This window comes from Bacillus cereus group sp. N12, assembly GCF_016483575.1.
Classification (GTDB): Bacteria; Bacillota; Bacilli; order Bacillales; family Bacillaceae_G; genus Bacillus_A; species Bacillus_A toyonensis.
In genome coordinates, this window is record NZ_JAEHBO010000023.1 from 15,011 (window position 1) to 35,790 (window position 20,780).

Sequence of the window (20,780 nt, forward strand, 5' to 3'; positions counted from 1 at the left end):
TTGACACTCCCATTCTTAGAACTTCTCAGCAAATGCAATTGCAAAATTACTGCATTTTTCAATATCCTCTTCATCTTCTGGAGATAATTCAATTTTCAATCCTTCTTGTACAAGTTCTGCACCGCGTTCTACAAGACGTTCTTCAAATATCGTCACCGCTTCACAAAACAGTTCATATGCCGTATCACCTGATCCAAATGCAGCTGCTTTTTTTCCTGACAAATCTATATTTTCTAAATCCTCGTGGAAATCTTCTGCCTCAAACGGCAATTCACCATCGCCCCACGTATAAGATCCTAAAATAATTCCATCATAAGCTAGCAATTCTTCAGCATCCATGCCTTCCATCTCTTGCAATACTACTTCATGATCAAAAGCATCCAAACTTACTTTTATTAAATCAGCAATACTCTCTGTATTTCCTGACATACTCGCATACGCAATTAAAATTTTCGCCACTTTGGCATCCCCCTCTTGCAATGAATGATTATCATTATCATTATATTAATAATGATAATCAATTTCAATTATATTTTTCATTTTTATTTATTCCATACAAAAAAGCACAGATGACTATACAATCACCTGTGCTTTTTTATTACTTTTTAAAAATACCAAATGGCTTTCCAACTGGTAAAACAACTTTTCCGAAGTGTGTATTTAACACTGCTGCGGCTGAACCATAGAAAGATAATAATGAAATACATAGTTCAGAATATGCTGCTAAATTATGCATTGCGTGCGGCATAACACCTAAAGTACTTAATGAAAGACCAATAAATAAGAAATCAATAAGTACGAAAATCATAAATAATACTTTATGTGTTTCCATTGCACCAATCGTCATAAAGATTGTGAAAATTAAATATCCGATAAAGGCTACACCAAGCTGTTTTGAATCTGCAGTTTGGGCTAATTTTTCGCCGAATACTCCAAGTTGAATTAACCAAGTCATTCCAACACCTAACCAAAACAGGCCGTACGCACCAAATGCTGTCGTACCGAACGTGTTGTTATGCTTTGCATCGTGAATGCATGCAAAGATTTGTGCAAATCCCCCTAAAAAGATTGCCCATGGTAATACAAGTGAAACGCCATCTGTTAAACCTAACTTTTGAGATGATGCTACAAGTGTTACCATTGCTAATCCAAATAGACCGATTCCAGATGGATCTGCTGTTGTCATTTTCACATGATGTGTAGTAGTTTGATTGCTCATATAAACCTCCTGATTATAAACATACTCGAATACAATACTTAAATCAGCAGGCTATGTCAATGGTTTTTTTTGTATGTTGTCAGACCTTGCATCTTATAATAATCGAATATACTTTCGACCACTTCGTAAGGTTTTATATTCACATTTTTCAACTCATTTATCGGTATCCATAACGGAATATAACAACCTCTATCTTTCTGCTTAAACTCCTCACCTTTTCCGCTTCCGAATACTCCGTCCGTAATCGTCCGTAATATAGGCTTCATAATAATATTCGGTACCTTTATACTTTATCTTTGTAATAAGGTGCTTTACTTCTATATGTACCCCTAATTCTTCGTATATCTCTCGCTTCGTTGCCTCTTCCGATGTTTCTCCTTCTTCTATTCCACCGCCTGGAAAAACGTAATATACTTCATCGTCTCGAACACGTTTTATTAGAGCAATTTTTCCATCCTGTACAATAATAGCCACGCCGCGATTTCTCATCATTTTATTACCTCAATACGAACCGCAACTGTTCCCCACTTTTCTTCTTGTTCTTTCGTATATATTTTGTATGTACTTTCTAACATTTCCTCTAAACTATCATTTTCACAATCCAATAACTTTTTATCAATTTGCTCGTACATTTCTTTAAAGCTTTCGTATCGCTTTACTTCCGTTACTTTTACAACCATCGTTTCTGCTGTCGTAAGGTTCGTAAATACAATTTCATCGCCTTGTTTTATAAGTTGACGTTTTTTATCGTATAAGCGTACTTCATATACCTTTTTTCCTGATTGAATTGACTGAAAAGGTTTATTATATAACCCCATTTCGTATCTCATCCACTCCACTCCCCTTTATTCATTTTCTCTACTAACATACTTACATCTTACTAATTCATACAACACAGTTCGCCTTACTCCACCTTGCATATAATGTTCCATATCAATTACTTGCTTTAGAAAGGATGCTAAATTTGTTATGTTATATTTAAATCAAAAACCTGAATATAGTAAATATGATATTGGTGATTATACTTATAGTAAAGTAGGTCCAACTATTTTTTCTTGGAATGATGAAACGAAATTGAAAATAGGTAAGTTTTGTTCATTAGGAGAAGAAGTCGTTTTCATACTTGGCGGCGAGCATCGTGCTGATTGGATAACGACTTACCCATTTAATGCTCTCTTCGATGAAGGAGCACATATTACTGGTCATCCTTCATCAAAAGGTGATATCGTAGTCGGCAATGATGTATGGATTGGTTATCAATCCTGCGTTTTATCTGGTGTTACAATTGGTAACGGGGCCATTATCGGCGCAAAGAGTGTAGTTACAAAAGACGTACCTCCATATGCAATTGTAGCTGGGAACCCTGCCAAACTAGTTCGCTATCGTTTTTCACAAGAAACCATTGAAAAACTAGAAAAACTTGCATGGTGGGACTGGGATATTTCTGTCATAAAAGGAGCTATTCCATTTCTACTCTCCAACAAAACCAATGAATTTTTCACCTCACCCGAAAAAGAATCTACATGATTGATACACATAAAAAAGAGCATCCTATTCTTACAGGATGCTCTTTTGGTATTTATTTTTTATTTATTTGTAAGTGATTACATGGAGAACATTGAAATGGAATTTTATCTAAGCAATTAAAGTTCGTTTCGCAAATTTGTTCTATCGTTGGAACAAATGGGATGACTACCATGTTACTTTCTATTATTTGTGTAACAGGTGGCAATACTGTACCTACTTGATGTTCAAAGCGAATACTCGCTTGGTTAATATAATTTCCTGAACCACTTGGTGCGCTCTGAACTACTACTTGAAACGAAACTGTCCGCGCTTCACCCGGATTTAAATTTCCTATAAGAAACCCTGATACTGGACTTACATTTCGTAATGGAACACTATCGACTATTACGCTTCCAGGGATAAATCGAACACTACTATCTAACATGTCTTGAAAACGAATATTTTGCATGACAGTATCACCTGTATTTGTAATGACTGTCGTAAACGTAATGACATCTCCAATTGTTGCTGTTTGAAGATTTGCCGTTTTTACGACTGTCGTTGAGACATTTTGAGGGATAAACGGGATAACAACTGTATTACTATCACCTTCAACTACTACAGGCGGCTCATTCGGATTTACAGTTGCGAGCCCAGTCGCTGTAGCAGTATTTGTAACTAAATTATTTATTTGTCCTCCCGTTATTACAACTTGGAAATTAATAATTGCCGCATCATTTGGCTGAAAATCACCTAACGGAATACCCGTATTCGGATTGGCAAATGGAAGAGGTACATCATTTACCGTTACCGTGCCATTTATAAATAACGTATTTGGATCAATGATATCTGTTAAAACAATATTCGTCACAGGAACTGTACTATCATTTATGACGGCAATGCCGTAAGTGACAACATCTCCTACCATTGCTACTTCAAAGTTTGCTCCTTTTGCAACAAATAAGATTGCAGTATTTACCGTTACAATAACTGTATTACTCGTGTCCATCACTGTAACTGGCGGTTCACCTGGTACTAAAATATATTCTGCTGATGCCCCAGCAACGTTCACTACTGTACCACCATCTGGAAAACTCGTAATCGTAGCTTCATATGTTACAATCGCCGTCTCACCGACTGGAATGTCCAAAATCGTAAATCCAACCTGCGGATTTACTCCCGGACGCGCTACTCCATTTACCGTTACACTATTTGGTACAAAAACAGCTTCCGGAGATAGCACATCAATAAATTGAACATTCATTGCGTCAGCCGTACCAGTATTTAATATACGAACACGATACGTTACCGTTTCTCCTACTCCAACAATTGAATGATCTACTTCTTTCAGCATATCTAAACTGCCTCTATTTACTGGTGTGACTGTCGTATTACTTGAATTGGTAATTGTAAACGGTGGTTCTCCTGGAATCAATTCGAAATCACCAGTTACTCTCGCTGTATTCATAATGCTACTAGAAGGCGGAATTGAAATTACATTTACTTCAAATGTGATTAATACGCTATCCCCTACTGCAAGATCCGGTAATGAAAAGCCTACAAAAGGATCTAAACCTACTTGCGGAATCCCATTTATTTGTACACTTCCAGGAACAAATTCTAAACTAGGTGATGGAACATCGATAAACTGAACATTCGTCGCTGTTACCGTTCCCGTATTTGTAACTTGCACACTATACGTTAACGTATCTCCTAAACGTGTCGCTTCTTTATTTACAGATTTTATAATGCTGAAACGTCCTCTATTTATTCTTGTTATAGTCGTATTACTCGGATCTGTCACTATAACCGGTGGTTCTCCTGGCACTAAAGTAAAACTTCCTGTTATATTTGCAACGTTCGTAATTGTTCCTGATGACGGGATGGTTGTAACTGTCGCTTGAAACGTCACTATAACCGTTTCACCAACTGGTATATCTCCAACTCCAAAGCCAGTAATCGGATTTAAGTTTGGTTGCGAAACTCCATTTACCGTTACACTATTTGGTACAAATGACGCTCCTGCTGAAATCGTATCAACAAACTGAACATCGTTAGCTATTACTGTTCCTGTATTCGTTATTTGAACCGTATACGTTAATACATCTCCAACGAGAGTAGCCGCTCTATTTACTTGTTTAATAACATTAAATTGTCCTCTATTGACAGTTGTGAGTGTTGTATTGCTTGGTTGGTTTACTATAACTGGTGGTTCTCCTGGTACTAATACAAAGCTACCTGTTACATTTGCCGTATTGACAATTGTTCCGTTTGATGGAACACTAACAACTGTTACTTGGAATGTTACTTCTACACTTTCACCTGGATTTATATCTGGAAGCGGGAATCCATTATTCGGATTGAATCCAGGTTGTAACACACCGTCTATCGTTACACTGTTCGGCACGAATGCTATAGAGGAAGGTAATACATCACTATATTGAACATTCGTTGCTGTCACTGTCCCTGTATTTTGAACTACTGTTGTATAGGTGATTGTATCCCCTACTGCAACAATCGGCTGACTCACTGATTTTAATACATTCAAACCAGATTCATTTATTTCTGTTAATGTCGTGTTACTTGTCGTAGTTTCAGTAATAGGTGGTTCTGTTTCACTTACAGCAAATGTCGCGGTAACGTCTACAAAGTTAACAACTGTACCACCTTCTGGTATGCTCGTTACCGTCTCCTGATATGTGACAAGTACAAAATCATCTACAGGTATATCTGGAACTGTAAAACCAATGAAAGGATCTAATCCTGGTGCCGGTACCCCGTTTATGCTCACACTTCCTGGTACAAATGCTACACCCGCGGAAGTAGTATCTATAAATTGAACATTCGTCGCTGCCACTGTTCCAAAATTAAAAATCAATACATCATACGTTAAAATTTCTCCTACAGTCGCTACTTCTTTATCTACTAGTTTTAACGGAAAAATAAACGCTATATTAATTGTCGTAACGACTAAATTCGTTAATATCGTTTCCGTAATCGGTGGTTCCTGCGGATTCGGTTGTGAAGTAAATGTAACGTCAGCATCGTTTAATATGACTTCATTATCTGGAATCTCTGTAATTGTCACTTGGAATGTTACCGTAATACTTCCACCAGCAATTAATAATGGAGTAACAGTAAATCCTATTTCTGGATTTAAACCAAATTGCTGAACCCCACCTATCGTTACACTATTTTCGACAAATGTCGTTCCTTCCGGAATGACATCTTGGAAGAGTACATCTGTAACAGGTATAATTCCTACGTTCGTAATTAGCACGCTATACGTTAATACATCTCCAACAGCCCCAGTTGCAACGTCAACTGCTTTTGTTGCTGTTACTTCACCAGGAGGAGGTAACGGTATTGTAACTACTGTCGTATTACTTGAATTTGTCGTTGTTACAGGTGGTTGTAAAGGATTTAATAAGAAAGTGGCTGTAACAGATGCCGTATTTAATACTGCTCCGCGTGGGGATGGCGTAACTACTGTAACTTGGAACGTTACTGTCACTGATGCCCCAGCTGCAATATTAGGAAGCGGGAAACCAATATTCGGATCTAAACCAAGCTGTGAAATTCCATTTATCGTCACACTGTTTGCGACAAATGCTGTTTCTGGAGCAATTGGATCGATGAAAGAAACATTCGTCGCTGGTACTGTGCCGTTATTTCGAATGACAACAGAATACGTATAAGTTTCTCCAAATGCCGCTTGTTGTACAGATGAAGATTTTTGTATATTTAACTGTGCTGTGTTTACTTGTGTCACGACAAAATTGCTATTCGTAACAGTCGTTATTGGAGGGTTTGCTGGATTTATAAGAAAACTTGCAGTAACGTTCGATTGGTTTCTAATATTTCCACCGCTCGGAACACTCGTCACTGTAACTTGAAACGTAATCGTAGCCGTTTGTCCGACCGGAATATTTGGTACTGGGAAACCTGCCATAGGATCCGCGCCTTGCTGAACAACTCCGTTTATCGTCACACTATTTGCTACAAACGCAGTTCCAACAGGAATCGGATCTTGAAAAATAATATTCGTTGCAGGAACAGTTCCTGTATTTTGAATAAGAATCGTATACGTTAACGTATCTCCTACACCTGCTTGCGGTGTGTTTACACTCTTTATTACATTAATTGATCCTACATTCACTCGCGTCACAACAATATTACTAATCGTTACAATTGTAATCGGTGGCTGGAGAGGACTTACTTGAAAATCAGCAGTTACATTTGCATTATTCGGAAGAACCCTATTTGGTGGTACACTCGTGATCGTCACTTGAAAAGCAACTGTTACCATCCCTCCTACTGGAATATTAGCAAGTGGAAATCCAGTTGTTGGGTTTAAACCTGGCTGAGGCGTTCCATTTATTGTTACACTATTTGCTACAAACGTTGTTCCAGATGGAATTGGATCAAGGAATGATACATTTGTCGCTGCTACCGTTCCACTATTTTGTATACGAACTGTATACGTTAACGTATCTCCTACACCTGCTTCAGTAGCGCTTACACTCTTCATTACATTTAACCCTGAAGAATTCACGACTGTCATAACAGTATTACTTGGTACTGTTACAGTAATCGGTGGCTCTGTTGGATTTACAAGGAAATCTCCAGTTACATTCGCATTATTTACGACATTATTTCCTTGGGGAATTTCATCAATTAATACTTCAAACGTAACAATAACACTGGCGCCAGTAGGCAAATCATTTAATGGGAATCCAAGTTCTGGATCTGCCCCTTCTTGTAAAACACCATTCACAACTACACTATTTTCAATAAATAATGTCCCTTGCGGAATTGAATCTTGGAAAAATACATTTGTAGCTGGTACACTACCTGCATTTATAACTTCGATTGTATATACTAAAATATCTCCTACTGTTGCAACATTCGTATTCACTGCTTTCACAACTTCAAAGTTCCCTGATTGTACTGTCGTATTCACAACGTTACTCGGAACATTGATTGTTACTGGTGGTTCATTCGGATTCACTTGAAAGCTTGCTGTTACATTTGCTTGATTTAAAATATCTTCATTTTCTGGATCCTGTACAATTAATACGTCAAATGTGACTACAACTGTTTGAGCCGCAGGAATATTAGGAAGAGAAAATCCTGTATTCGGATTCAATCCACTTTGCGGTACTCCATTAATTGTTACAGAATTTGCAACGAAAGAAACAGCGGAAGAAATAGTGTCTTGGAAAAATACATTTGTTAACGGAACGTTCCCTGTATTTTGGACGGCAATCGTGTACGTTAAATTGTCTCCTACTGCTGCTTGCGTTGTATTCACTTCTTTTATTACATTTAAACCACCTGTATTAACTTGTGTCACTACAGTATTCGTTTGTCTATTAATCGTTACTGGCGGCTGATTTGGTTTCACGACGAAATTAGCCGATACATTTCCGCGATTCGCAATCGTACCTCCTGATGGTGTAGATGTCACTCGTACTTGAAAAGTCACTGTCCTACTTCCGCCGGGAGATATATTTGCTATCGCAAACCCAGTCGCTGGATTTGCCCCAGGTTGCGAAACCCCATCTACAGTCACACTATTTGCAATAAAAGTCGTTCCAATTGGGATTGGATCTTGAAAAACAACATTCGTCGCAAGTACATTTCCTGTATTCTCAATTGTAACGGTGTACGTAAGAACGTCATTCACTGTCGCAAAAGCTCTATCCACTGTTTTTCTCGTTCTTAGATCAGCTATATTAATAGTAGTAAATACAGTATTACTCGTCGCTTGACCTGAAATTGGTTGTTGACCTGGCACTGGGGTAAAGGTAAATGTTACACTCGCACGGTTCGGAATTGGATTGACAAGAGGGTTCGATGTCACTCGAACTTGAAAGCGCACTACAGTCGTTTGCGAAGTATTAATACTTCCGAGATTAATACTAGTTGATGGATTCGCTCCTGGACGTGCTACTCCGTTTACCGTAACGCTGTTTGCGACAAATGTTGTTCCTGCAGGGATACTATCAACAAAAATAACATTGTTTGCAGCAACATTCCCATTATTCGTCACATTAACTGTGTACGTTAATACATCATTAAGAGTTGCCGTCTGTAGATCTACAGATTTTTGCATACTTATAGTTGCTTGATTCACTGTCGTTTGTACTGTGTTTGAAGAAGACGTACTTGTAATAGGGGCACTACCGACAAAAGGACGGAATTGATATGACACCATTGCACGATTTGGAATAGGATTTGGGTTCGGGAACGATGTTATTCGAACTTGAAATGTAACAATTCTTTGCGTGTTATTTGGGATTGTACCTAAATTAATTCCATTCGCGGGATTCGCACTCGGTTGTGTTACTCCACCTACCGTTACACTACCTGCTACAAATGTCGTTCCGTTCGGAATACTATCTTGTAATACAACGTTTTCTGCACTTCCTGTTCCTGTATTCGGGACCGTAATCGTATAGGTGAGAGTATCCCCTACCCCTGCAACGCTTCTATTAACCGATTTAACAGGATTAATGATTGGACCTGTCGCATCAATTTGAACACCGAAACCAGCTGCAGCATATCCATCTCCATTTGTGACAAAGCGAACAGTTGCTGATGTTTGATTGTTTACTAAAGATGAGGAGGCATCTACATTCGTAATATCCCACCCCTGTCTTCGGACGGCCAAAGCTACCCCTAACGGCTGATTCAAATCTCCAAATGTACCGCTTGTATCTAAATTTCCACTGTCATTACAAATTTGTGACTGAAAGAAATTATTTGCAGGGTTTCTCGGACCGAATAAAGCAACTGTATTATTTGCATTCGGACCAAAGCGAAGTTGATCTCCAGAAATGTTAGAATCACCTTCTTGGGCAGTTACAAGTACCCTTCCTGTAACAGCTCCTGTTGCCGGAGTTGCAAATCCTGAAATAGTAGCATCAACTGGCGGGGATGAAGCATCGATAATTTCTTGACCTGCATATACTGACAAATTCCGAAGTGGTAAACTTGCATTTTGATACACAACCTCAAGCGTCCAGCCAGCTGAACGACTGATTGTTGGATCAGCTGAAGTTCTTGCAGCTGGCACGGCACCTGTTGTATATGTGCCTGCCCCACCTGCACTTACAAGATTCGTTACATTAGCAGAGCGAGCATAATAAAACTGGTTTCCTACTGAACCTTGCTGCGCTGTAGCAGGATCGGGCGTAACTGAAAAAGTTCCTGCTGGTGTTGTAAATGTAATATTATCATTTAAAAATGGTAAAACATCTTCCGTATCAGTCCGAAAAGTACCAGCCCAAACCAACTCTGCATACAAAATACTACTCCCTGCCGGAAGGTTTAAAATTGCACTTGAAGAATTCAATTGCCAGTCATCTGTTGTCCCTGCTGGGAATCCTGGTACTTGCAGCGCTGTATTTACTGTCGTAAATACAGCAAGTGTACCAAAAATATTACCTGGCGCAGGCGATGTAGGACTAAGTCCCAACGTATTCCCAGTGAACGTGACGGCACCAGTTACTGTCGTTGTAAAGCGATTTAAAAAAGGCACGTAATCATCTCATTTCATTTATAGTAAAAAGTGCTCTATACTATAAAATGTAGACAAACTATACAATGTACGTTGTCCAACAAAATTCCGCACATACGAGAGGAGTTTATAAAACTATGCGCTACGTTATCATAACAGGAACTTCACAAGGTTTAGGGGAGGCAATTGCCGCGCAATTATTAGAAGAAAGCACAACCATCATCTCTATTTCTAGAAGAGAAAATAAAGAGCTTACTAAACTTGCAGAGCAATATAACAGCAATTGTATTTTCCATTCCTTAGATCTTCAAGATGTACATCATTTAGAAACTAACTTTAACGAAATCATTTCATCCATTAAAGAAGACAATGTATCTTCTATTCATTTAATTAATAATGCGGGTACAGTTGCACCTATGAAGCCGATTGAAAAAGCAGAAAGCGAACAATTCATTACGAACGTTCACATTAATTTACTTGCCCCTATGATTCTTACATCTATGTTCATGAAACATACGAAAGACTGGAAAGTAGATAAACGCGTTGTAAACATTTCATCTGGTGCAGGAAAAAAACCTTACTTTGGCTGGGGCGCTTATTGTACTACGAAAGCTGGTGTAAATATGTTTACACAATGCGTAGCGACTGAAGAAGAGGAAAAAGAATATCCAGTAAAAATCGTCGCTTTTGCACCTGGTGTTGTGGATACAAATATGCAAGCACAAATTCGTGAAACAAATAAAGAAGACTTCACAAATTTAGACCGATTCATCACACTAAAAGAAGAAGGAAAGCTATTATCACCTGAATATGTGGCAAAAGCTATTCGTAACTTACTAGAAACTGAGAACTTCCCGCAAGGCGAGGTTATTAGAATTGATGAATAATAAAAAGGTGTGCTAAAATAGCACGCCTTTTTATACTACTTCTCTAAAAATATGAGCACAGACTCCGCAATTTGTTCATAACCAATTTCTTGATAAATTTTATTAGATGTCGGATTGGCTAAATCAGTATATAGTGTAGTCGTCTTGTACCCTTCGTCTAACATACGTTGACTGAGTGCCGCTACACAATTAGATGCGTACCCTTTTTTTCGTGCTTCTTTCGGGGTATAAACGAAATTTACTGTTATATTATTTGTAGTTGGTCTCGTTTTTGCAGCTACAGAAACGAGTTTCCCATCTACTTCTAGACCAAATAGACGATTATTAGTGATTAATGTATGTGCGGTTTGTTCCGCTTCTTCTTTCGTAGTTGGGAGCTTCACATCTTCACAAAATTGATATATCCATTTTTCTATTAATGGCAACTCATCATTAGTTATTTCTCGAAAAATTCCATCCTCGTTCCACTTCTTCTTAATTTGTTGTAATGCATATACACCTTGTTTCATTACAACATTCGTTTTCTTATTTTCTAACACCGCAATCTCTTCAGCTAATTTCTGTACAATTTCCTTATTACCGATCAATCCAGGAATGTCCGGATATACTTTCGATAACTCTTTTGCAAGTTTCACTATATCTACTTCCGAATTTTCAGAAGTTGCAACAATCATTTGTATCTTCTCTTCTGTTTGAAGAAATACAACTGTAATTTCTTCTCCTCGTTTCGCTACCCCCATAAACGTCGGTTCTTGAGCTACTTGTAATATACCTAACATTAAATTATTTTCCTGCTCATTCTTTTCTAAAAATGGTGTAACATCTTCTTTAAAATGAAGAATCTCTTTATATACGTGTAATTGAATCATCGACAATCTCTTCTCTCCATTTATATTTTAATTAAGTATTGGCGATTAATTCATTAAATCCTTCTTTTACGATTCGATAATATTTGAAACTAATATGTTCAAATTATATTCAGCTCGTAATATTCTCCGTTTTTCCGTTTCAAATCGCTCTTCTTCATTTTGAAATGACTCTTTACGCTTTTGAATCATTCGTTCCATCTCTTTTTTACTCGGTCCTCCGTATACATTTCTTTTTTGAATAAAAGCTTCTGGCGATATAATTTCTTTCCACTCTTTTTCTAATAAATGTATTTTAAATTTTTCTTGTAAGTATATATTTACATCTTTGAAATGTAATTCATGAAGCTCCTTTTTCTGCACCAATGACATATTAGCAATCGTACTTGCTGCATGATGAGCATGCCGAAATGGAATTTTATAGTTTTTTGTTAAAACATCTGCAAAATCAGTTATCGTTATTGCATGTTTATAGGAACGACTTTTTAACGTTTCTTCTTCTACTTTCATCGTTCGAATGACTGCATTCATAATAGAAAATACGCGAATCGTCTTTTCGATTCCTTTATATAAATACGGCTGTAAGTCATCTTCCGTATCGACAATATCCCCAAATGGTGTATTATGAATCATTTGAAATACTGTAAATGCTTCTCCTAAAGCGCTACTCGTAATAGCACGAGCATGCTCAATTGAAACTGGATTTCGTTTTTGTGGCATAATACTACTAATTTGCACATATGGCTTCGCAACAGTAATACCATCATATTCTTTCGTCGCTAATAATAAGAAGTCATGAATCCATCTACTCGTATTTGTCATCATTATCATAAGTAACGAGCTAACATCTAATAAATAATCCGCTCCAGCGACAGCATCATATGAGTTCTCAATTACATTTGTAAACCCAAGTAAATGAGAAACTCGTTCTCGTTTAATCGGAAAACTTGTTGTTGAAAGTGCAGCTGCCCCCATCGGAGACTGATTTAAAATTTGGTACGTTTTTTTCATTCGTTCTAAGTCTCTTTGCATCGTATCATAAATTGCTAACATATAATGACCAAACGTTGTTGGCTGTGCTGGTTGTGTATGTGTATAAGCTGGCATAACTGTTCCCTTATGATCACCAGCAAGTTGCAATATACTTTCTTGCAATAATAAATGGTGTTCCATTAATCGTAATACATATCGTCTTAAGCTCATACGATACATCGTTACTCCCATATCATTTCTACTTCGACCGATATGCATATTACTTACAAAATCACACTTTGCTTCCTGAGAAATTAAATGTTCAACTAAAAAAAAGAGATCTTCATGTTGTTCTGTATATCGCAATTGATCTTTGGGCATTCCTTCTACCTTTTTTAGTGCTTTTAATATAACTGTAGCTTCTTCTTTTTTTATTAAACTTTCTTCAGTCAGCATCATAATATGCGCTTTATGCACTTGAAACATATCTTTTAATAAGTAGTTATGCTGAAAATTAAATACATGTTGTAATACACAATCCACATATGTTTTCCCAGGGAAATCAGCGCCTTCATTCTTTATAAATTCTTCTTTACTCTGTTTCATCACCTTTTCCCCTTTCACCTAAGTATTACTACCCATCATACCCAGAGATAGTAAAAAAGTGCTTATACATAAAGTGAAACTTTAATTAGCCCTTACCAATCGGCCTTTTACAGGCAGTTGTACTCCCACCTAACTCTCTCGCATTCGCCCAATTTTGAGATGGGAGTCTTACTGTCCACAAATAGCGGGACAAAAATAAACTCGGTGCTTTATGCACCGAGTTTATTTAATAAAAGTCGCATCATACTTATCACTTTGCAACACTTGGAAATGTAAATTTGCTAAATGTTTACGTATTTCTGCACTGTCATCTTCATTTAAATTATTCGCTAAAAATACAATTTCTGTACAGTTCCCGCGCTTATCCATAGCATAAACCGCTTTTGTAACCGTCCATGGCGTATACCCATTCTTTTGTCCTGCGTGTCTGAATGTTTTACGATATTTCTTGGCACTCATATCTGTTTCAACGATACTTGCCCACACTTTTTCTTCAGCTTCTGTCAGGCCACCTTTATGGTTTGCCTTTTGCAGCAATACCATATAATCGTTTGCGGACGCAGCTGGTAATCTATCTGACCAAATTTTATCATAACGTTCCTCTAAATAAAGAGGAATTTCTTTCTGTAATAATGACCCCTTCTTTTTTAAGCGCTCATGAATAATCATCGCATATTCACGATATTGCTCTTGAGTCATTTCTTTTAATTTTTTCTCTATTTTATATTTTGGAACATGTAATTCTTTATGCAAATATCCCGGGATATATAAAGATGAAACAATCGGAAATAGTGGTTGATGTGCAGGGAGCGATAAACTTTGTAAATTTCGATTAATGTTATCTAATCCTAACACTTCCATTAAATATTCCGCATTAGCATTCGAACTAAACTTAACCATTCCTTTTGCCACGTCTTCTAAAGTAACGGCTCCTTCAGTTATCTTGCCTGTCTTCTCCAAATACTTTTGCCATCTATCTTGTGCACCACCATCTGTATTCGGTACATAATATCGATTGACATCATTAATTGAAACGAAACTAGCCGGGTCAATTTTCCCTTCTGTAACTTGTTTCGTATATTCAAGCGCCACAATTAATTTCATCGTACTAGCAACTGGTAATACAACATTTGGATTTACAGAATAAACAACTTTATCATTTCTCTTTACTAGAAGCGCACTATTTTTTTCATCTTTATGTTCTTCAATAAAAGATGCGATATACTGTGCATCATCGTTATTTGAACTCCACACTTTTTTCACTAAAAAGTTACCCGATATTACCAAAACGAAAATACCCACAATCATTGCGCATACTATAGTTTTTTTCAAGTAAAATTCCTCTCCTATTGTGTAACTCTTCTCTCTTTATCTAAAAAAACAAAATAATGGAGATGGTTATTTAAGTAACCATCTCCATTATTTTAACTTGTATTCTCCTATTATGTCTACGTCATAATTTTCACGAAATCTTCGAGAAATTTTTTATAATGTAACGACCAACCAATTCGAACCCAATTTTTTAAGGCTTTTGAGTCAGGTTGTGGACGGAAATCAGCAATACTTTCGCCCTTTGCAATTCCAACAGTATCTACATCGACACGGCGGTACACATAATCTAAAAGGGACGGATTCGCCGCGACCATCATTGTGACAACGTCATGTACTGGACTTCCTGTTATTTTCGGGTTCAACTTTTTATAGGCTTTATAATAATACGTAAAAATCGGTTCAATTAATGTATTAAAACTCGTTTTAGAGTGTTTCGTAATATATTTTACCATCTCTGGCGTTATAATTGCCTCGGATGTAACATTAAGCGGCACTAATGTTACATTCTTCGCATTTTGCATAACTAACTGTGACGCAATCGGATCGCCATGAAAATTCGCCTCCGCCACTGGTGTAACATTGCCAGGCATTAAAAAAGCACCGCCCATTATATAATATTCTTTTACATATTTCATCATCGGCTTTTCTAAAATAAACGCTGTCGCTAATGTCGTTGACCTACCGGCATCAACTATTATTAATTCTCCTTTATACTTTTCAAGAATATCAAAAAATGCACAAAAAGATTTTATATTTGGTGAAAAAGCTTTCGGAGGCTTAATTGGTCCTAAACCGTCTGCTCCATGAATTTCTGGATAATACGTTGTAACATCTCCAGATAAAGGAATTTTCGCACCATTAATAACAGGTATATCTTCCCGTCCTGCCATTTGCAATAAATACGCAGCATTACTTGTTGCCTTTTCTTGCGTTACATTTCCATATCCGGTTACAACACCAACAATATCAATATCAGGATGCATAATTCCATACATGATGGCTAAAGAGTCATCAATTCCCGGGTCTCCCAAAAATAACACTTTTTTCATCGACCTCAACTCCATCCCCTCAGTTGTTATTAATTTATGAATAGCCCTACATATACAGAATAAAAAAGATGAATTTTATAAAAAAAACGCAGTCCTATACGGACTACGTTCTTCATCTAGCCTATGCTGTTTTTTTCACAGCAATCATACTTCCCACTATGTAAGCGATAAACGCAAAGCAAATTGGGAAGACAACTGTATGTATACCGAACGGATTTGGGTAGAAAAGATGAATACACATATATGAGCCTACCCCAACTAAAATGGAAGCAAGCGCTCCAGTTGCATTCCCTTTTCTCCAATATAACCCTAAGACGATCGGCCAAATGAATGCTGCTTCTAATCCACCGAAAGAAAATAAATTTAACCATATTAAAAAATCTGGTGGTTTAATCGCCGCTGCATAAACGAGCAGTCCTACAATACCCGTAATCCACAAACTTCCTTTTTTTATCGTACTGTCTGCTGCATCTTTATTTATGTAATTTACATATATATCTTTAATAATCGATGAACTTACAAGTAACAATAGCGAATTTACTGTAGACATAATCGCTGCCATTGGTGCCGCTAAAAAAACGCCAGCTAGCCAAGGCGGCAACACTTCCATCGCGAGTAGCGGCATGACTTTATCTGGTACCGTTATACCAGGAAGTACTACTCGTGCAAATACACCCGTTAAATGCATCCCGATCATAATTGTACCAACGACAACCGTTCCAATGATTAGAGCTTGATGCATAGCTTTTGAATTTTTATAAGACATAGCACGTACACTAATTTGTGGTAAACCGACAACGCCAATTCCAATTAAAATCCAAAACGATGTAACATATGATTTCGTTAAACTACCATCTGCTCCGAATGGTGTAATTAAATTCGGATTGATTTGAACAAGTTCCTGCATAATCTTTTCAATTCCACCACCAGCAATAACAGTAGCAACTAAAATGATTGTCGTTCCAACTAACATAATGATACCTAATAACGTATCTGATAACGCAACTGCGCGGAACCCACCAATTAATACGTACACAAGTACAGAAAAAGTAAATAAAAATAGTGCAGTTGTATAAGATAGACCTGTTAGCGACTCAATTAATCGTCCACCGCCGACCCACTGGGCTACTGTTGCTGAAAATAAAAAGATAATAATACATAACGCCGAAAGTATAACAACCGCTTTATTATTGTATCTTCCTTTTAAATAATCGATAAGCGTAATTGCTTCCATCTTCCTAGCAATAATTGCAAACTTTTTACCGATAACCGTTAAAACGATATACCCTGTTACAACTTGAATCGCAGATAATAATACCCATCCAAGTCCCATATTGTAAGCAATACCAGGGCCACCAATGAAACTACTTGCACTACCGTACGTAGCAATCATTGTCATCGCTAATAATAAACCGCCAAGCTCACGTCCACCAAGAAAATATTCTTGCAAAAATTTATTATGAGCTGTTGCTTGTACGCGTCTTGAAGCATATATACCAATTAAAAATACAACGATAAACGAAATTATCATTGGAATGATTACATACCAATTCATCTATTATTCCTCACTTTTTTCTTCCTCATCGAGTGAAATATCTTGAAATACAAAACGAACAACTAAACTAAGCAAAATAACCATTACGACAAATCCAACAATACAACTATAAAAAAACCATGCTGGAAAACCGAATACATATGTATATTCACTTGGATTTTTACTACCAAGCCCATAAGCAAATCCGTACCATATTATAAAATTGATAATAGCAAGTCCAAGACCAATTAACGCTTCTCTATGGGCAATTCGAAAGCGTGGATCATCATGATAACTCTTCATTTTCTCCCTCCTCTCACGATGTATTATTGTACCATTGTTCTTCTAGTTTTTCCTACTAGAAAGCAAAAACAAGCAGGATTTTTTATAATTATATAGAAGACTCTCATACATTACATATTTTTTACAATTGTAACACAAATGAAATTTGAATTTTCAGTAATTGTTAATTATGATTTTAATTAGAGGCTTTCCATCTAGTTCCTACATCCTTGATTTCGGAATAAACGCCGTCTCGTACTGCGTTTACATTATATTTTCAAGGGGGTTATACAATGAGTCAACTAGCTGTAAATCTTCATGAAAAGGTAGAAAAGTTTCTTCAAGGCACGAAAAAGTTATATGTGAATGGATCTTTCGTTGAAAGCGCTTCCGGTAAAACGTTTAAAACGCCTAACCCTGCAACTGGCGAAACACTTGCCATCGTTTCTGAAGCTGGTCGCGAAGATATTCATAAAGCTGTAGTCGCAGCTCGCATGGCTTTTGACGAAGGTCCTTGGTCTCGCATGAGCACTGCTGAACGAAGCCGCCTTATGTACAAGCTTGCCGATTTAATGGAAGAACATAAAGAAGAGCTTGCACAGCTCGAAACGTTAGATAATGGAAAGCCAATCCGTGAAACAATGGCAGCAGACATACCACTTGCAATTGAGCATATGCGCTATTATGCTGGCTGGGCGACGAAAATCGTTGGTCAAACAATTCCTGTTTCCGGTGATTACTTTAACTATACACGCCATGAAGCTGTTGGTGTCGTTGGTCAAATTATCCCTTGGAACTTCCCGCTTCTTATGGCAATGTGGAAAATGGGAGCGGCGCTTGCTACAGGATGTACAATCGTTTTAAAACCTGCAGAACAAACTCCACTATCCGCTCTATACTTAGCTGAATTAATTGAAGAAGCTGGATTCCCGAAAGGTGTTATTAATATCGTTCCTGGATTCGGTGAATCAGCTGGACAAGCTCTCGTTAATCATCCACTCGTTGATAAAATTGCATTTACTGGTTCTACTCCAGTTGGCAAACAAATTATGAGACAAGCATCCGAATCATTAAAACGTGTTACTTTAGAACTTGGTGGTAAATCACCAAATATTATTTTACCAGACGCCGACTTATCTCGCGCTATTCCTGGTGCACTTTCTGGTGTTATGTTTAACCAAGGACAAGTATGCTCTGCTGGATCACGCTTATTTATTCCGAAGAAAATGTATGATAATGTCATGGCTGATCTCGTCCTTTATTCTAAAAAATTAAATCAAGGTGCTGGTCTAAGTCCAGAAACTACAATCGGTCCTCTCGTTTCCGAAGAACAACAAAAACGTGTAATGGGCTTCATTGAAAAAGGGATTGAAGAAGGCGCTGAAGTACTTTGCGGAGGAAGTAATCCATTTGATCAAGGCTACTTCGTTTCTCCTACAGTATTCGCCGACGTCAATGATGAGATGACAATCGCAAAAGAAGAAATTTTCGGCCCAGTTATTTCTGCAATACCGTTTAACGATATTGATGAAGTAATTGAACGTGCGAATAAATCACAATTTGGCTTGGCAGCTGGTGTATGGACAGAAAATGTTAAGACAGCACACTATGTTGCAAGTAAAGTACGCGCAGGTACAGTATGGGTAAACTGTTATAACGTCTTTGATGCAGCATCTCCATTTGGAGGATTTAAACAATCTGGTCTTGGCCGTGAAATGGGATCTTACGCATTAAATAACTATACAGAAGTGAAGAGCGTTTGGTTAAACTTAAATTAAATCGAAAGAACCTGATCCACTCGGTCAGGTTCTTTTCATTATGTATTCCTTTAAACTTGCAGCCCTCCGCTCACATTTAATACTTCTCCTGTAATATAGGATGCGTATTCTGACGCTAAAAAGGCCGCCGCGTTCGCAATATCTTCTGGCGTTCCAATTCTACCAACCGGAATCGCTCCAACCATTTTTTCTTTTACTTTATCCGGTATTGTTTTTGTCATATCCGTATCCATAAATCCTGGACAAATTGCATTACAAGTAATACCGAAGCTTCCAACTTCTTTCGCTGCTGTTTTCGTTAAACCGACAACGCCAGCTTTCGTTGCCGCATAATTTGCTTGTCCAATATTCCCTTCTCTACTTATTGAAGAAATATTAATAATGCGCCCATATTGTTGTTGTCTCATATAAAGAAGAGCTGGCTGCATACAATAAAAAACGCCAGTTAAGTTTACTTGTAATACTTGTTCCCAAGCTGATTTCTCCATCTTATGTAACATTGCATCTTTTGTAATTCCAGCGTTATTTACTAAAATATGCAGTGTCCCAAATTTTTGAACTGCATACTCAATTAATGATTTCGCTTCATTTTGATTACTTACATCACATCGATATAAGCTTACTTCATATCCTTCGTCCGATAATTCACGTGTCGTTTTTTGTAGTTTTTCTTCATTTACATCACTAATTAAAACTTTAGCCCCAAGCCTAGCAAAAACTCGTGCAATTTCTTTTCCAATTCCTTGGGCGCCACCTGTTACAACAGCTGTTTTCCCATTTAAAAATTCCATCCCTATCCCCCATTTCTATTACTTATACTGTATATTTCGGCTTTTTGCTTTCCAAATCCTCTTTGTATAAAAAAGTCTATTTGTGTCAAACTAACTTTGCAACGTCGCATAAAGTGAAACTTTAATCAGTGGGAAGTTTGTTCATCCCCCACTGATTATCAGCCCTCACCAATCGGGCAGTTAATCTCCCACCTAGCTTCTTTGTTCCATCTGAATTTTGAGGTGGGAGTTTTACTACCCGTTATGCGGGATAAAGTGCAAGGAGATTGTGTCGAATGAACAAAACAAATTTCAAACAAAGCAAAGCCACTGATGGTATTGATGTTGAGTTCTCTCGTGAACTCGCTGACCACAATGACTTAGAAGCAAACGCACGTGCAAATGCCGCTGATGCACGTCAAAAACGCCAGTCAACAGAAAAATAAGGGTAAAT

Annotated in this window: 15 protein-coding genes and 1 pseudogene; 4 read left to right on the forward strand and 12 right to left on the reverse strand. The window is 37.4% G+C overall.

Annotated features, from left to right (window positions below):
* Positions 1 to 15: 15 nt before the first annotated feature.
* The 4 genes and pseudogenes from JDS92_RS13330 to JDS92_RS13345 form a co-directional block, all read right to left on the reverse strand.
* Complete coding sequence (locus JDS92_RS13330; RefSeq protein WP_199632032.1) at positions 16 to 459, reverse strand: flavodoxin; 444 nt, start codon at positions 457 to 459, stop codon at positions 16 to 18.
* A 139-nt stretch (positions 460 to 598) separates the two neighbouring features.
* Positions 599 to 1,219: an acetate uptake transporter gene (locus tag JDS92_RS13335; protein WP_000070943.1), complete on the reverse strand. Its 621-nt coding sequence runs from the start codon at positions 1,217 to 1,219 to the stop codon at positions 599 to 601.
* 56 nt (positions 1,220 to 1,275) lie between these two features.
* A pseudogene (locus tag JDS92_RS13340) lies at positions 1,276 to 1,711 on the reverse strand (NUDIX hydrolase).
* Positions 1,708 to 2,049, reverse strand: a complete 342-nt coding sequence (locus tag JDS92_RS13345) for an ASCH domain-containing protein (protein ID WP_001268354.1) — start codon at positions 2,047 to 2,049, stop codon at positions 1,708 to 1,710. Before JDS92_RS13345 ends, JDS92_RS13340 begins: the two are co-directional and overlap by 4 nt.
* Positions 2,050 to 2,188: 139 nt before the next feature.
* Between JDS92_RS13345 and JDS92_RS13350 the strand changes: the two genes are divergently transcribed.
* Positions 2,189 to 2,746, forward strand: a complete 558-nt coding sequence (locus JDS92_RS13350) for a CatB-related O-acetyltransferase (RefSeq protein WP_000966319.1) — start codon at positions 2,189 to 2,191, stop codon at positions 2,744 to 2,746.
* A 52-nt stretch (positions 2,747 to 2,798) separates the two neighbouring features.
* Here the strand turns inward: JDS92_RS13350 and JDS92_RS13355 are convergent, their stop codons facing one another.
* The gene (locus JDS92_RS13355; RefSeq protein ID WP_199632033.1) at positions 2,799 to 10,271 is read right to left on the reverse strand and encodes a DUF7507 domain-containing protein; all 7,473 of its coding nucleotides are present in this window, start codon (positions 10,269 to 10,271) and stop codon (positions 2,799 to 2,801) included.
* Positions 10,272 to 10,387: 116 nt separating this feature from the next.
* Here JDS92_RS13355 and JDS92_RS13360 point away from each other — a divergent pair, with 116 nt between their 5' ends.
* Positions 10,388 to 11,137, forward strand: coding sequence for a (S)-benzoin forming benzil reductase (locus JDS92_RS13360; RefSeq protein ID WP_001271041.1), 750 nt, complete (start codon positions 10,388 to 10,390; stop codon positions 11,135 to 11,137).
* Positions 11,138 to 11,172: 35 nt separating this feature from the next.
* Here the strand turns inward: JDS92_RS13360 and JDS92_RS13365 are convergent, their stop codons facing one another.
* The 6 genes from JDS92_RS13365 to JDS92_RS13390 all read right to left on the reverse strand — a co-directional run bounded on the left by JDS92_RS13365 (position 11,173) and on the right by JDS92_RS13390 (position 17,799).
* Positions 11,173 to 12,012, reverse strand: a complete 840-nt coding sequence (locus tag JDS92_RS13365; protein ID WP_139138342.1) for a GNAT family N-acetyltransferase — start codon at positions 12,010 to 12,012, stop codon at positions 11,173 to 11,175.
* A gap of 60 nt (positions 12,013 to 12,072) precedes the next feature.
* On the reverse strand, positions 12,073 to 13,581 hold the full coding sequence (gene argH, locus JDS92_RS13370; protein WP_000813955.1) for an argininosuccinate lyase: 1,509 nt from the start codon (positions 13,579 to 13,581) through the stop codon (positions 12,073 to 12,075).
* A gap of 222 nt (positions 13,582 to 13,803) precedes the next feature.
* Positions 13,804 to 14,913: a serine hydrolase gene (locus JDS92_RS13375; protein WP_098053819.1), complete on the reverse strand. Its 1,110-nt coding sequence runs from the start codon at positions 14,911 to 14,913 to the stop codon at positions 13,804 to 13,806.
* 116 nt (positions 14,914 to 15,029) lie between these two features.
* Positions 15,030 to 15,962, reverse strand: coding sequence for a nucleoside hydrolase (locus tag JDS92_RS13380; protein WP_097953644.1), 933 nt, complete (start codon positions 15,960 to 15,962; stop codon positions 15,030 to 15,032).
* A gap of 121 nt (positions 15,963 to 16,083) precedes the next feature.
* Positions 16,084 to 17,517 (reverse strand): sodium/pantothenate symporter, encoded by a 1,434-nt coding sequence (gene panF, locus JDS92_RS13385; protein WP_001104810.1) that lies wholly within the window; start codon positions 17,515 to 17,517, stop codon positions 16,084 to 16,086.
* A 3-nt stretch (positions 17,518 to 17,520) separates the two neighbouring features.
* Complete coding sequence (locus tag JDS92_RS13390; RefSeq protein WP_098911804.1) at positions 17,521 to 17,799, reverse strand: YhdT family protein; 279 nt, start codon at positions 17,797 to 17,799, stop codon at positions 17,521 to 17,523.
* 272 nt (positions 17,800 to 18,071) lie between these two features.
* On the opposite strand from JDS92_RS13390, the gene dhaS reads away from it, so the two are divergent.
* On the forward strand, positions 18,072 to 19,556 hold the full coding sequence (gene dhaS / locus JDS92_RS13395; protein ID WP_000080298.1) for an aldehyde dehydrogenase DhaS: 1,485 nt from the start codon (positions 18,072 to 18,074) through the stop codon (positions 19,554 to 19,556).
* A gap of 50 nt (positions 19,557 to 19,606) precedes the next feature.
* Here the strand turns inward: dhaS and fabG are convergent, their stop codons facing one another.
* Positions 19,607 to 20,347: a 3-oxoacyl-ACP reductase FabG gene (fabG, locus tag JDS92_RS13400; RefSeq protein ID WP_000395047.1), complete on the reverse strand. Its 741-nt coding sequence runs from the start codon at positions 20,345 to 20,347 to the stop codon at positions 19,607 to 19,609.
* Between the two features lie 275 nt (positions 20,348 to 20,622).
* Between fabG and JDS92_RS13405 the strand changes: the two genes are divergently transcribed.
* Positions 20,623 to 20,772 carry a YfhD family protein gene (locus JDS92_RS13405; protein WP_199632034.1) on the forward strand — a complete coding sequence of 50 codons (150 nt, stop codon included), beginning with the start codon at positions 20,623 to 20,625 and terminating at the stop codon, positions 20,770 to 20,772.
* The last annotated feature ends 8 nt before the right edge of the window (positions 20,773 to 20,780 follow it).

Bases quoted from the DNA above. Each gene is read 5' to 3' on its own strand.
- JDS92_RS13335 (WP_000070943.1), bottom strand. From the start codon at position 1,219: ATGAGCAATCAAACTACTACACATCATGTGAAAATGACAACAGCAGAT.
- JDS92_RS13345 (WP_001268354.1), bottom strand. From the start codon at position 2,049: ATGAGATACGAAATGGGGTTATATAATAAACCTTTTCAGTCAATTCAA.
- JDS92_RS13350 (WP_000966319.1), top strand. From the start codon at position 2,189: ATGTTATATTTAAATCAAAAACCTGAATATAGTAAATATGATATTGGT.
- JDS92_RS13360 (WP_001271041.1), top strand. From the start codon at position 10,388: ATGCGCTACGTTATCATAACAGGAACTTCACAAGGTTTAGGGGAGGCA.
- argH (WP_000813955.1), bottom strand. From the start codon at position 13,581: ATGAAACAGAGTAAAGAAGAATTTATAAAGAATGAAGGCGCTGATTTC.
- JDS92_RS13380 (WP_097953644.1), bottom strand. From the start codon at position 15,962: ATGAAAAAAGTGTTATTTTTGGGAGACCCGGGAATTGATGACTCTTTA.
- panF (WP_001104810.1), bottom strand. From the start codon at position 17,517: ATGAATTGGTATGTAATCATTCCAATGATAATTTCGTTTATCGTTGTA.
- JDS92_RS13390 (WP_098911804.1), bottom strand. From the start codon at position 17,799: ATGAAGAGTTATCATGATGATCCACGCTTTCGAATTGCCCATAGAGAA.
- dhaS (WP_000080298.1), top strand. From the start codon at position 18,072: ATGAGTCAACTAGCTGTAAATCTTCATGAAAAGGTAGAAAAGTTTCTT.
- fabG (WP_000395047.1), bottom strand. From the start codon at position 20,347: ATGGAATTTTTAAATGGGAAAACAGCTGTTGTAACAGGTGGCGCCCAA.
- JDS92_RS13405 (WP_199632034.1), top strand. From the start codon at position 20,623: ATGAACAAAACAAATTTCAAACAAAGCAAAGCCACTGATGGTATTGAT.